General features: G+C 67.8%; 6 protein-coding genes and 2 pseudogenes. 4 read left to right on the top strand and 4 right to left on the bottom strand.

What is annotated here, in order from left to right; genetic code table 11:
* The 4 genes and pseudogenes from AQ611_RS10680 to AQ611_RS10665 form a co-directional block, all read left to right on the top strand.
* Positions 1-5,127: pseudogene (locus tag AQ611_RS10680) on the top strand (amino acid adenylation domain-containing protein); the annotation flags it as partial.
* Positions 5,128-5,320: 193 nt separating this feature from the next.
* Positions 5,321-6,703, top strand: coding sequence for a lysine N(6)-hydroxylase/L-ornithine N(5)-oxygenase family protein (locus AQ611_RS10675; protein WP_069234506.1), 1,383 nt, complete (start codon positions 5,321-5,323; stop codon positions 6,701-6,703).
* A 45-nt stretch (positions 6,704-6,748) separates the two neighbouring features.
* Positions 6,749-8,968: a TonB-dependent siderophore receptor gene (locus AQ611_RS10670; RefSeq protein WP_069235257.1), complete on the top strand. Its 2,220-nt coding sequence runs from the start codon at positions 6,749-6,751 to the stop codon at positions 8,966-8,968.
* 95 nt (positions 8,969-9,063) lie between these two features.
* Positions 9,064-9,921: a formyltetrahydrofolate deformylase gene (locus AQ611_RS10665; protein ID WP_069235256.1), complete on the top strand. Its 858-nt coding sequence runs from the start codon at positions 9,064-9,066 to the stop codon at positions 9,919-9,921.
* Between the two features lie 176 nt (positions 9,922-10,097).
* Here AQ611_RS10665 and AQ611_RS10660 read toward each other — a convergent pair whose 3' ends face one another.
* The 4 genes and pseudogenes from AQ611_RS10660 to cobO form a co-directional block, all read right to left on the bottom strand.
* Positions 10,098-10,793 carry an iron-containing redox enzyme family protein gene (locus AQ611_RS10660; protein WP_197517115.1) on the bottom strand — a complete coding sequence of 232 codons (696 nt, stop codon included), beginning with the start codon at positions 10,791-10,793 and terminating at the stop codon, positions 10,098-10,100.
* A gap of 793 nt (positions 10,794-11,586) precedes the next feature.
* Positions 11,587-11,781, bottom strand: a pseudogene (locus AQ611_RS10650) (helix-turn-helix domain-containing protein); the annotation flags it as partial.
* A gap of 130 nt (positions 11,782-11,911) precedes the next feature.
* Positions 11,912-13,405: a cobyrinic acid a,c-diamide synthase CobB gene (locus AQ611_RS10645; RefSeq protein ID WP_069234504.1), complete on the bottom strand. Its 1,494-nt coding sequence runs from the start codon at positions 13,403-13,405 to the stop codon at positions 11,912-11,914.
* Between the two features lie 4 nt (positions 13,406-13,409).
* Positions 13,410-14,012 carry a cob(I)yrinic acid a,c-diamide adenosyltransferase gene (cobO, locus tag AQ611_RS10640; protein WP_069234503.1) on the bottom strand — a complete coding sequence of 201 codons (603 nt, stop codon included), beginning with the start codon at positions 14,010-14,012 and terminating at the stop codon, positions 13,410-13,412.
* Between the last annotated feature and the right edge of the window lie 5 nt (positions 14,013-14,017).

Raw genomic sequence — 14,017 nt, 5'->3', positions numbered from 1 at the left:
ATGAGCGCTTCTTTCGATCTGTTGTCGCTTGCCGAGCGCTTCGCGCGGCTGCCCGATGCGCAGCGCAAGCAGTTTCTCGCGAAGCTCGGCGATGCGGGAATCGATTTCCGGATGCTGCCGATCGCACCGCGCGGCGAGCGCACGGCGAGCGTGCCGGCTTCGTTCGCGCAAACGCGTCTTTGGCTGCACACGCGCCTGCTCGACGAGCCGGCCGCGTATCACATCACCGAGCGGCTGCGGCTCGACGGCACGCTCGACGCGCATGCGCTGCGCCGCTCGTGCGACGCGCTGATCGCGCGTCACGAGGCGCTGCGCACGGCGTTCGCCGAGGACGGCGACGGCGTGCTGCAGACGGTGCGCGCGCCGATGCGCTGCCCGTGGCGCGTCACCGATCTGTCGGACGCGGACGCGGCGCAGCGCGATGCGCTCGCATCGGCCGTCGCCGCGCGCGACGAGGCCGAGCCGTTCGATCTTGCGCACGGCCCGCTCGTGCGCGCGCATCTGATCCGGCTCGACGCCCGCACGCACTGGCTCGCGCTGACGACGCACCACATCGCGTCGGACGGCTGGTCGGCCGACGTGATGCTGGCGGAGCTGGCGTCGTTCTATCAGTCGTATGCAACCGGCGCGGCCGTGTCGCTCGCGCCGCTGCCGATCCAATACGCCGATTACGCGCTCTGGCAGCGCCGCTGGCTCGATGCGGGCGAGCGCGAGCGCCAGCTTGCGTACTGGCGCGCGACGCTCGACGCAAGCCGCGACGCGTTGCCGCTGCCCGGCGCGGCCACGCGGCCCGCGCGGCGCAGTGCGCGCGGCGCGCGCCATGCGTTCGATATTCCGCCCGCGCTCGCTGCGCGGCTGCGCGCGCTGGCCCGCGCGCGCCGCGCCACGCCGTTCGCGGTGCTGCTTGCCGCGCTCGCGACGCTGCTTGCCCGCGCGTGCGGCGAGCCGGAGATCCGGATCGGAGTGCCGGCGGCGAACCGCGAACGCAGCGAAACCGCGGGCCTCGTCGGCTTTTTCGTCAACACGCTGACGCTAGCGGCCAAGACGCCCGCGACGCTCGCGTTCGACGCGCTCGTCGACGCGACGCAGCGTGCGCTCGTCGACGCGCAATCGCATCAGGACGTGCCGTTCGACCAGGTCGTCGACGCGCTCGGCGTGGCGCGCAGCGCAAGCCATCATCCGCTGTTTCAGGTGATGGCCGCGTATGGCGCGCGGCGCGCGCTGCCGTCGTTCGCCGGCGTGCGTGTGACCGAGCTGCCGTCCGGGATGCCGTATGCGAAATTCGACCTGACGCTCAGCATCGACGAACGCGACGACGGCGGGTTCGACGCGCGCTTCATCTATGCGACCGATATCTTCGATGCCGATGCGATCGAGCGGCTTGCCGCGCGCTATGGCGAGCTGCTGGCCCACGCGGCCGATGCGCCGGGCACGGCGATCGGCGATCTGCAATGGCTGCCGGCCTGGGAGCGCCGGGAGCTGGCCGCGTGGAACGGCGAGCGGCGCGACGGCGCGGTCGATGCCGCCGCCGGCATCGACGTCCGCCGCGCCGGCTCCATGGACCACGCCGGGCCGCGCGCGTTCATCGCGGTCCACGACCGGATTGCCGAGCAAGCGCGCCTTCGGGCCGACGCGCGCGGCATTGCCGATCTCGAGCGCGTGCTGACGCGCGGCGAGGTCGAACAACGTGCGGCGCGGCTTGCGCGGCGGCTCGTCGCGGCCGGCGTGCGCGCGGAGACGTGCGTTGGCATCGCGCTGTCGCGTTCCGTCGATCTGCTGATCGCGCTGATCGCCGCGCTCAAGTCGGGCGGCGCGTTCGTGCCGCTCGATCCGGGCCATCCGCGCGAGCGCCTGGCGCAGATGCTCGACGACGCGCGCATCGAGCACGTGATCACCGAGCGCGGCAGCATCGACGCGCTGCCGTTGACCGGCGCCACGCGCGCGTGGCTCGTCGACGAACCGGTTCCCGACGCCGAGATCGACGGCGTCGCGCTGCCGGACGTGTCGCCGCATCAAGCGGCGTATGTGATCTACACGTCCGGGTCGACGGGCAAGCCGAAGGGCGTGGTCGTCGATCACGGCGCATTCGCGCGCCATTGCGACGCGATTGCCGAGCGCTACGGCGTGACCGGGCGCGACGTGTTCCTGCTGTTCCAGTCGGTGAATTTCGACGGCGCGCACGAAGGCTGGCTCTCGCAATATATGTCGGGCGCGGCGGTCACCGTGACGGCCGACACGCTATGGCCGCCCGCGCGCACCTGCGCGCTGATCGCCCGCGACGGCGTGACGATGACCTATGTGCCGCCCGGCTGCGCGACGCAGCTTGCCGAGTGGGCGCTCGAGCATGGCGCGCCGCCGACGCTGCGCTCGATCACGGTCGGCGGCGAGGCGACGTCGCGCGAGGCGTTCGCGCTGATGCGCCGCGCGTTTCCGAACGCGCGCGTGGTCAACGGCTACGGGCCGACCGAGACCGTCATCACACCCATGCTCTGGATGTTTGCGCCCGGCGACGACCCGGCCCGGCTCGCGGATGCCGCGTATCTGCCGATCGGCACGCTGGTCGGCGCGCGCACCGCGCACGTGCTCGACGCGCGCTTGAATCCGCTGCCGGTCGGCGTGACCGGCGAGCTTTACCTGGGCGGCGAGGGGATCGGCGTGGCGCGCGGCTATCTGGCGCGCCCGGCGCTCACGGCCGAGCGCTTCGTGCCCGATCCTTACGGCGCGCCGGGCGCGCGGCTCTACCGCACGGGCGATCTGGTGCGCCGCCGCGCCGACGGCGTGTTCGACTTCATCGGCCGTATCGATCATCAGGTCAAGCTGCGCGGATTGCGGATCGAACTCGGCGAGATCGAGGCCCAGCTTGCCGCGCATGACGACGTGCGCGAGGCGGTCGCCGTGGTGTTCGGCAACGGCGCGCACGCGCGGCTGGTCGCCTATGTCGAACTGACGGGCGACGCGCAAGAGCGGGCCCGCCGCGCCGACGCGGCCGAACTCGATGCGCATCTGCGCCGTACGCTGCCGGACTACATGGTGCCCGCGCATATCGTCGTGCTCGACGCGCTGCCGCGCAATGCGAACAGCAAGGTCGACCGTGCGGCGCTGCCGCCGCCCGCGCACACGGCACGCGCATACGAACCGCCGCAGCCTGGCGACGAAGCGGTGCTCGCCGATATTTGGCGCGAGGTGTTGGGCGTCGAGCGCATCGGCCGCGCGGATCATTTCTTCGAGCTGGGCGGCCATTCGCTTGCCGCGGTGCGAGTCGCGACGCGCGTGGCCGAGCGGCTCGCGCGCGACGTGCCGGTCCGCGCGCTGTTCGAAGCGCCGGTGCTCACCGCGTATGCGCAGCGCGCGGCGAGCGCCGCGCCCGTGCAGCCCGCGCCCGGCGCCGGGCCGCACGCCCGGCCCGATCCGTATGCGCCGGACACGAACGGCGCGTTGCCGCTATCGGCCGCGCAGCGCGGGTTGTGGTTCCTGTGGCGCGCGCAGCCGGATAGCTCCGCGTACAACATTCCCGTCGCGCTGCGGCTGCGCGGCCCGCTCGACGTGGACGCGCTCGCCGGCGCGCTTGCGCGCGCGGCGGCCCGTCATCCGGCGCTGCGCACGCGCATTGTCGAGCGGGCCGACGGCACGCCGGGCCAGCGGATCGTGCCGACGCAGCCCTTCACATTGCCCGTCGTCGATCTGACGGCGCAGGCTGCGGCAGCCGCTGGCGCATGCGCCGATGCGGGCGTCGTCGCGCCGGCCGACGGCGAGGCCCGGCTGGCCGCCGCCGTCGCACTGACCGACGACGACGCGCTCACGCCGTTCGATCTGGCCGCCGACGCGCCGCTATGGCGCGCGCGCGCGATCCGGCTCGGCGCACATGATCACGTGCTGTCGCTGGTCGTCCATCACATCGTGTCGGACGGCCAGTCGATCGATCTATGGCTCGACGACGTGCGCACCGCCTACGTCGCGCGGGTGACGGGGGCGCCGCTTGACGACCCCGCGCCTGTCGAACGGAACGAGCCGCCCCGCGCGGGCGACGTTCCCGTGCTGCCGAGCGCCGCGCCGCATGCCCATCTGCCGTTCTGGCGCGATGCGCTCGCGGGCGTGCCGTCGCACACGCTGCCGCCGCCGCGCACGGGCCGCGCCGCCACGCCGCGCTGGGACGCGGGGCGCATCGCGTTCGAGCTTGACGGCGCGCTCGTGCAGCGCGCGCGAGAGATGGCGCTCGATGCGCATGCGACGCTGCCGATGCTGCTGCACGCGGCGCTCAACGCGGCGTTCTACCGGGCGACCGGCGCAACCGACCAGCCGGTCGGCGTGCTCGCGTCGACGCGCGAGCCGACCGGCCAAGCCGCCGAGCGCGCGCTCGGGCTGTTCATCAACGCGGTGGTCGTGCGCACGCGGCTGTCGGGCGCCGATACCCCGGCCACGCTCGTCGCCACGGTGCGCGACGCGGCGCTCGCCGCGTATGCGCACGCGGACGCGCCGTTTGCCGACGTCGTCGCCGCGTTGCGCGCACCGCGCGCGGTCAACGGCAATCCGCTGTTCCAGGTGATGTTCAACTACCTGCGCCCGGCGGGCACGGCCGCGCGCGACTGGGCGGGACTCTCGATCGATGCGTTCAACGATGTGCGGCATCACGTCGTGTTCGAACTGGAACTCGATATCGTCGAACATCCGGACGGCCGCGTGACGGGCGCGTTCTCGTATGCGAAAGAGCGCGTCGACGAGGCGTTCGCCGCCGCGCTCGCGGCCGACTATCTCGACGTGGTGCAGCGCTTCGTCGATGCGCCGCTGCACGCGCTCGGCGCGTCCGGCGCGCGCTTCGCGCTCGCCGCGCACGATCCGCTTGCCGTCGCGCCGCGGCCGCACGACGGCGCGCACGCGCACGCCGCTCGGCACGCCGCGCACGCACTCGCCGACGTGTGGCGCGCCTGTTTCGGGCACACCGCGCCCGCGCTGAACGACGATCTGTTCGAAGCCGGCGCCACGTCGTTCGACGTCGTGCGCTTCGTCGACGCGGCAGGCGCGGCGGGTTGGTCCGTATCGATCGCCGACGTGTTCGCCGCGCCGAGTTTCGCCGCGCTCGGCGCGCGCATCGCAAGCGCGTCGCAAGCGGCGCCGCCGGCTCGGGCGGCCGCCCGGCCGACGGGTCGGCCGGCGGACCCATCGCCCTATCAACCAGCGATTCAACCGGTGGCCGACGCACGCGATGCCGACTGAGCGTTACTTTTCCTACCCCGTGCGCACGGGCCGCCCGTGCGGCGCGCGCCGTATTTTTTCCTGCCGGCGCATCGCGCGCGCCGGCCATCTTGCCAAGGGAACCTGAGACATGCACAGAGATACCGTATTCGACCTGATCGGCGTCGGCTTCGGACCGTCGAACCTCTCGCTCGCCGTGCGCCTGGCGGAAGCGGATCACGCCGCGTCGTTCGCGCATTGCTACATCGAGCGGCAGCCCGAGTTCGGCTGGCATCGCGGCATGCTGCTCGACGACTGCCGGATGCAGATCTCGTTTCTGAAGGATCTCGTCACGCTGCGCGATCCGACAAGCCGCTACACATTCATCAATTACCTGTACGAGCACGGCCGGCTGAACGAGTTCATCAATCTGAAGAATTTCTATCCGACCCGCACCGAGTTTCATGACTACCTGCGCTGGGTGGCGAACGCGTTCGACGATCGCGTCCACTATGGCGAGACCGTCACGGCCGTCGAGCCTGTCGCGGCGCGCGACGCGAGCGGCGTGATCGAAGCGCTGCGTGTGTTTTCGCGCGACCGCGAGGGACGCGAGCGGCAGCGCGTCGCGCACGCGCTGTCGATCGGCGTCGGCGGCGCGCCGAACATGCCCGATGTGCTCGCGAGGCTCGGCGCCGAGCGCGTCGTCCATTCGTCGAATTATCTGACGTCGATCGAGCGGATCGTGGGCGCGTCGGCGCCCGGCGCGGCCGTGCGGGTTGCCGTGATCGGCGCGGGGCAGAGCGCGGCCGAGGTGTTCGTCGATCTCGCGCGTCGCTTCGCGCATGTCGACGCGAGCCTCGTGATCCGCTCGGGCGCGCTGAAGCCGGCCGACGACAGCCCGTTCGTCAACGAGATCTTCGATCCGGCATTCACCGACGTCGTCTACGCGCAGCCGGCGAGCGGCCGGCGCGCATTGCTCGAGCGCTTTCGCGATACCAATTACGCGGTGGTCGACCGGCCGCTCATCGAGCAGATCTACGAAATGCTTTATTTGCAGCGCGTGTGCGGCGCGCCGCGCCACCGCCTGCTCGCGAATGCCGCGATCGAGTCGGCCGAGCGTGCGGGCAACGGGCAGATCGAGCTGGTGCTGCGCGACCAGTTGACGGGCGACGCGCGCACCGAGCGGTTCGACGCGCTGGTGGTGGCGACCGGCTACCGGCGCGATGCGCATGCCGCGCTGCTCGATTCGCTCGCGCCGCACCTGGGCGACGCGCTCGCGGCGGGCGTCGCGCGCGACTACCGGCTCGCGACGCCCGCGCACTTCAAGCCGCGCATCTATCTGCAAGGATGCTGCGAGGATAGCCACGGGCTGTCCGACACGCTGCTGTCGGTGCTCGCCCGGCGCGCCGACGAAATCGCCGCGTCGCTCGCCGGGCGCGCGCCCGCCGCGCGGGCCGAAGGCCACGCGCGGCCGCGACACGATTCAAGACATAACAACGGGGTGAGCGACGGCCGGATGGCCATCGCTCTTTGACGAAGCGCGGCCGGCAGGCCGCTTTGCAACATGGAGCAACGGAAGATGGAGTGGGCAACCAGCACGCGCATGCGTGCGATCGCGGCTGCGGCGGGCGTGGCGTTTTATGCGGCGGGCGCGAGTCATGCGCACGCACAGGCGGCGCAGCCGGGCGCGGCGGCGCGGCAGTCGGGCAACCCTGCGGACCAGGCCACCGCGGCGGGCGGCACGTTGCCCGCGATTTCGGTGAACGCGAGCAAGCAGCATGACGCGGTCGTCGGCCTCGTCGCGCGGCGCAGCACGAGCGGCACGAAAACGGATACGCCGATCGTCGAGATTCCGCAGACGATCAACGTCGTCACCGCACAGCAGATCGAGGCGACGGGCGCGACCGACATCAACCAGGCGTTTCGCTACATCCCCGGCTTCTCGAGCTACGGCTCGGACAACCGCTCCGACTGGTATTCGGCGCTGCGCGGCTTCACGCCGACCGTGTTCGTCGACGGGCTGCAGGTGCCGAACACGATCAACCTGTCGAGCTGGCGCGTCGATCCGTACATGATCGACAGCATTGCCGTGCTGCGCGGGCCGACCTCGGTGCTGTACGGGCAGGGCGATCCGGGCGCGACCGTCGACGTGCAGAGCAAGCTCGCGAACGGCGAGCGCATTCGCGAAGTCGGCGTGCAGATCGGCAACTACGCGCGCAAGCAATTGATGTTCGACGTGGGCGACAAGATCGGCCGCGACGGCACGCTGTCGTATCGGGTGGTCGGCGTCGGCCGCGACGGCAACGCGCAGACCGGGCCGCTCGCCGATCAGCGCGTGTCGCTCGCGCCGTCGCTCAAGTGGCAGCCGAACGCGAACACGTCGCTCACGCTGTCCGCGACCTATCTGCAGGACTGGGGCGACACGTCGAGCAACTTCCTGCCAGCCCAGGGCACGGTGCTGCCGAACCCGAACGGCACGATCTCGCGCGATCTGTATACGGCCGATGCGAACTTCGATCATTACCGCAAGAAGCAATGGTCGATCGGCTATCAGTTCGAGCACAGGCTCAACCCGGTGTGGACGTTCCGGCAGAACGTGCGCTGGATGCATCTGTCGCTCGACGATGCGTCGGTGTACGGCGGCGGGATCGACGACGCCGACCCGACGATGGCGTCGATGACCCGCTACGCGGGCGTGTTCCAGTTCAACTACAGCCGCTTCGACATCGACAACCAGGCACAGGCGAAATTCACGACCGGCCCGTTCGCGCACACGCTGTTGTTCGGCTTCGACTACAACCGGCAGACGACCACCGATAGCGAATGGCTCGCGAAGGCGCCGAGCTTGAACATGTACCGCCCGGTTTATGCGCCGGTTACGATCGGCATCTTCGGCGGGGACGCTGCATACCCGCGCACCGATACGCATACCACGCTGAACGCGTTCGGCCTCTACGCGCAGGATCAGATCAAGTGGCAGCGCTGGGTGCTGACGCTCGGCGGCAGGCAGGACTGGACCCGCACCACGCAGGACGACATCGCGAATGCGGCGAGCTTCAAGCAGAACGACCATGCGTTCAGCGCCCGCGCCGGTCTGACGTACCTCGGCGATTACGGGCTGGCGCCGTATATCAGCTACGCCACGTCGTTCAATCCGCAGATCGGCCTGAAGCTGATGCAAGGCGGGCTCGCGACGCCGACGAAGGGGCGCCAGATCGAGGCCGGCCTGCGCTGGCAGCCGCCCGGCAAGAACCTGATGCTCAACGCGGCGGTGTATCAGATCAACCAGACCGACGTGGCGATGAGCAATCCGAACGACCCGACCAGCAGCACGGTGATCCAGGCGGGCGAGGTGCGCTCGCGCGGCATCGAGTTCAGCGCGGTCGGCAATCTGACGCGCGAGCTGTCGGTGATCGCCGCGTATGTGTACCAGGACGTGAAGAACGTGAAGGCAACCGACAACACGCTGAACATGTGGCCGACCGACGTGCCGCGGCCGCGCCAGATGGCGTCGCTGTGGGCCGACTGGACGTGGCGCAACGGGCCGCTCACGGGCTTCGGCGTCGGCGCGGGCGTGCGCTATCAAAGCGCGGCCGCGGGCGCGGCGGACAACTCGATATCGGTGCCGAGCTACACGCTCTTCGATGCGGCGCTGCATTACGAGCTGCGCAACTGGCGTTTCGCGCTCAACGCGACGAATCTGTTCAACCGGCGCTACGTGAGCGGCTGCCAGTCGTATTCGGTGTGCATGTACGGCAATCAGCGCACCGTGATGGCGTCGGCGAAATACAACTGGTGAGCGCGGCGCGAGCCGCCCGCCGATTCTTCATCCTGCTTCTTCATCCCGAAGCGCGGCGCGGCGGCGCGCCGCGCCAACCACAGGACAACGCTGCAATGGCAAAGAAAAAACTCGTCTACATCTGGTCGCTGCGCAACGCCGCCGCCGACAAGGCCGGCCAACAGATCGACTACAAGGGCGGCAAGCGCTACATGAAATCGGTGCTCGAATCGCTCGTCGAAGCGCTCAACGACACCGCGCTCGGTGACGCCTATTCGCTCGAACGCGTGATCTACGACGACGATGCGAACTCGCCGCGCGATCGCGAGAAGCTTGCCGAATACGGCTTCGCATACGAGCCGGGCAAGCGCTGGTTCTATCCGCCCGAGCTGCGCGTGCAGGGACGGCTCGTCAACGATCTGCTGTTCGCGATGGCGTCCGAATACCGGCGCGAACCGTTGGATTCGCCCGCGCGGCCGGCCGGCAAGCGCGCATTCGAAGCGCGCCTGCGCGAGACGCTCGACGGGCTCGGCGCGGATCTCGTCGTGCTCGACGGGCTGCTCGTGATTCTCGACGAGCTGGTGCGCCCGGGCGCGCCGTATTGCCGGCGGATCGTCAATATCCATCCGGGCATCACGCGTGCGGATTCGCCCTACGAGCGGCGCGGCGCATATGCGACGCTCGATGCGCTACACGGCGCGCGCGGGCGCAAGGTCGTCGATTGGCAAACGATGGAGAGTGTGCCGGTCGAGCCGGTCAGAATGACGGGCGCGTCGTTTCACTATGTCGACAACGGCGTCGATTCGGGCGAAGTGATTCACGACGTGCTGAACACCGAAATCGACGAGCGCGACACGATTCTCGAGTTGCGCTGGAATAATTTCAACCGCAGTCTGTTTCCGGCGCTGCATGAAGGGTTGGCGATGATGGCGGGGCTCGAGCGCGAAGCGGTGGCCAATGCGCTGCTGTCCTGACATGTCTTGACGGAGCCTGATGCTCGCGGTGCGAAAAAGCGGCGAAGCGCTAGTTTTTTCGCACCAGAGCTTTGCCGGACTTCGCCATACGGAATGTTGCCGATGTAATGGGCAAGGGCAGGATCAGGTGGCGTGCCAACTGTCAGCGTTCGGCCGCCGGCAATCAGGCTTGCGCGTCAATGAAGCATGCCATTGTAAAAGCCTATATAGGTATTGGCGAACAAGTGGCAGCCGAATCGCGCACCGTCCTTGATTAAAGGCTTGAAACGGACATCGTTCCAGTCGCTGTTGACGACTCTTAGAAAATCCTCAGCGTGTCCGATATCCAGCTCCTTATGCGCTCCGTAGTGCGTGATCTGGGCTGCGTCGAGCCATCCGCGATCGACGATCGCTTGAAAGATCATCGTCGAGATATCGACGAAGGTTCGTTCGATTCCCGCGAACATCGATACGGCGAAGCGATAATCCTGGAACGACGAAACACCGCGAAGCGTTTCATTAAAAGTGCGGGCATTGGGCGACGGAGCATTCAGATCGATCGACGACGAATCGCCGCCAAGACGGTCAATCAGCGTCAGGATGGTCTGGCCGTGCATCTGTTCCGGGACACCTTTTCCATGCTCCTCCCATAGATTTTCGACCAGCGAGATTCGCGACGCGGCCTCCGGCATGCTGGCAATGACGTGTGCCATTGGCCGGCTGAAAAAATAAACCATCGGCGCGAACTCGATCTGGCTTTTCAAGAATTGCTGCTTCGACATTTCGCCGGAACATAGTTTCTTGAAGTATGGATGCTGGGGCAAATTCAGTTCGGCAACGCAGGATTCGAGGTAGTCTTTCAGATCAGCGTGAAGTGTCACGATTTTCCCCATTGATTGTTTAATTTGGCTTGTGGTCGAGGTTTTATGTAAGTGCTGTGTGTGGTGAAAAAAGAAAATATTCGATGACCATTTTCAATGAATGAGTTAACGATGAAAGTAGTCAATTTTCATCCGTATTGCAATGTCATGTGGATTCAGTGTGCTGCACGGATACATCGATTTTATCGCCGAGGGCGATTGATTCAGCAACTGCTAATCGAGAGTAAGGTGAGAATTACAATCGTAAACGATGCCGATGTGTCGTGGATCGGCTAGTAAATGGCTGCAGTTAGTCATGTGACATTTTGAAGGTCGGAATCTCGGCCGATATTTTCATATGTAATATGGCGTGCCACGATCACCTCCTTTATTTCAGAAAGTGATGGTGTCATCCAATATTATTTGCGACTTATTCGATTCCCGTCGAAATAAAATTCCATGGAAATTTCCGGCGGACATCGCCGTTGTCGCACGCAGATTTGCCTGCGAATCCGCAGGCGGATAAGTCGAAACGAATGTTTCGCGCCAGCAGACGGCTTCGCTGGCCGCGTCACGCACGGGGATCGGACACGTATTCCGGCGGGCGGAGCCCGCGATCGTCACGATCACGGTCGAATTTCAGATCGCGTGTCGGATGAAACGCGGTTGCCTTGCGATGCCGCCAAGCACCGCAGGGCGCGGCCGAGTTCTGTGAGTTTGCGCGGTGCGCGCTTGCATGGCCAAGCCCGTGCGGCGTGAAGCCGCACCGCAGTGATGGGCTCGAATCGCCCGGAATCGCAACATGCGTTGTTTCGTCGTGCCTCATCTACCGAGGCAGCGAAATGCTGCCGCCCGGCAACGTCCTGGCTTCAAGCAAATCGCCGGGCTGACAATTGAGATAACGGCAGATCGCCTCGAGCGTCGCGAAGCGGATGCCCTTGACCTTGCCTTGCTTGAGCAGCGACAGATTCTGCTCAGTGATGCCGACGGCTGTGGCGAAGTCTTTCGAGCGGACCTTGCGCGAGCATCACGTAATAGACCTTCGCCCCAAAGGGGTCGATTTCGGCTCTCGCAGTTCGAATTCGAGGGCGATGAACGAGGCGCTGGACCACGCGCGCCCCGGCAAGCGTTGCAACAGCGGGCAGGCGCCGTCACAGCGGATCGCCGCTGAACAGCGCCGCGGCTGCCTGCGGATTCGACGGCCAATAAGCATGCAGATACGTCGCGACGATCGGGCCGTGCCGATAGACAGGTTCGCCCGGCGCGCCGTCGTCGGGCCGCGTCGCGTTGACGGTGGGCGCGAGCGGCGTGACGAAACGCGAGTAATGGAACGTGTGCCCCGTCAGCGCGCCGAAGCGGGTGGCAAGCGTCTGCATGCCCAGGCCGGCGAAGCGGCGCTGCATCGATGCTGCGCCGGGGATCAGGCCGAGCATCGGCGTGGCCGCCCCGTCGGCGTCGGTGAGCGTTTCGCCCAGATACAGCATTCCGCCGCATTCGGCGACGACCGGCTTGCCCGCCGCGACATGCGCGGCGATTGCGCGCGCCGTCGTTGCGTTCGCCGCGAGCCGCGCCGCGTGCAACTCCGGATAGCCGCCCGGCAGATATAGCGCGTCGCAGCCGTCGGGCAGCGGCTCGTCGGCGAGCGGCGAAAAGAACGCAAGCTGCGCGCCGAGCGTTTGCAGCGCGTCGAGATTGGCCGGATAGATGAACGAAAACGCCGCGTCGCGCGCGATCGCGATCCGCTTGCCGGCGAGACGGCCGCCGGTATGGGCCGCCGCGGCGGGCAGGCCGCCGATCGTCGCGGCGGCGCCGGTTGCCGAACCGGCCGCGTGGCCGGCGGGCGAAAGCGCCGTTGTCGCGGCCGAATGCGCACCGCCGATATCGCCGGCGGGCGCGGGCGCGAACATGCCGCAATTGCCGGCATGCAACACGCCCGCTATGCCGGAAGCGGCATCGCCGCGAACGTCGTGGCTTGCCGCGCCGAACTCGACGACGGGCGGCAGCGCCGCGAGCGCCGTCGCGGCGAGCGCATCGGCCGCGCGTTCGATGCGCGCTTCGAGATCGGCGATATCGTCGGGCTGATGCAGGCCGAGGTGCCGCTCGGGCAGCGCGATCAGCGGATCGCGCGGCAGATGGCCGAGCCAGCGAATCGATTGCGGCAGCGCGTCGCGCAGCAGCGCCGCGTGGCGCTCGGAGCCGACGCGATTGGCGAGCACGCCGTGGAACGGCACGCCGGGCCGGAATTGCGCGAGTCCGAACGCAATCGCGCCGAAGGTCTGCGCGATCGACTGCGCGGAGATCACCGCGGCGACCGGTACGTGAAACGCCCGGGCGAGATCCGCGCTCGACGGCGTGCCGTCGTAAAGGCCCATCACGCCTTCGATCAGAATCACGTCGGCCTCGCGCGCGGCGCGCGCGAGCAGCGCACGGCAATCGCGCTCACCAACCATGCCGAGATCGAGCGAATAAACGGGCGCGCCGCTCGCGCGCGCGAGTAGCATCGGATCGAGAAAATCCGGCCCGGTCTTGAATACGCGCACGCGCCGCCCGAGCCGCCAGTGATGGCGCGCGAGCGCCGCCGTCACCGAGGTCTTGCCCTGGCCGGACGCGCTCGCTGAGATGAACAGCGCGGGGCAGGCGGGCATCGGCTCAGAACTCCACGCCGCGCTGCGCCTTCACCCCTTGCTCGCGGTACGGGTGCTTGACGAGCCGCATTTCGGTGACGAGGTCGGCCGCGTCGATCAGCGCGTCGGGCGCGTGCCGGCCTGTCACGACGACGTGCAGCATCGGCGAGCGGGCCGCGAGCGTCGCGAGCACTTCGTCGAGCGGCAGGTATTCATACTTGAGCACGGTGTTGAGCTCGTCGAGGATCACCATCCGGTAATCGCCGCTTTCGATCATCCGGCGCGCCTCGTCCCAGCCGCGGCGGGCGGTCGCGATGTCGGCGTCGCGGTTTTGCGTATTCCACGTATAGCCGTCGCCCATCGTGACGAAATCGCATTGCGCGTGCGCGCCGAGAAAATCCCGCTCGGACGTATGCAGCGCACCCTTGATGAACTGCACGACGCCGATGCGCATGCCGTGGCCGAGCATGCGCACGGCCATGCCGAACGCGGCGGTGCTCTTGCCCTTGCCGTTGCCGGTATGGACCATCAGCAAGCCCTTCTCGACGGTGGCGGCCGCCTGCTTCTTTTCGTGGCCCGCGCGGCGGCGCTCGGCCATGCGTTGATGCGATTCGGAATCGGTTTTCATCGATT

Source organism: Burkholderia singularis (assembly GCF_001718875.1).
GTDB lineage: Bacteria > Pseudomonadota > Gammaproteobacteria > Burkholderiales > Burkholderiaceae > Burkholderia > Burkholderia singularis.
Note: the sequence above shows the minus strand (reverse complement) of the source record. Positions and strands in the feature narration are given on the sequence as shown.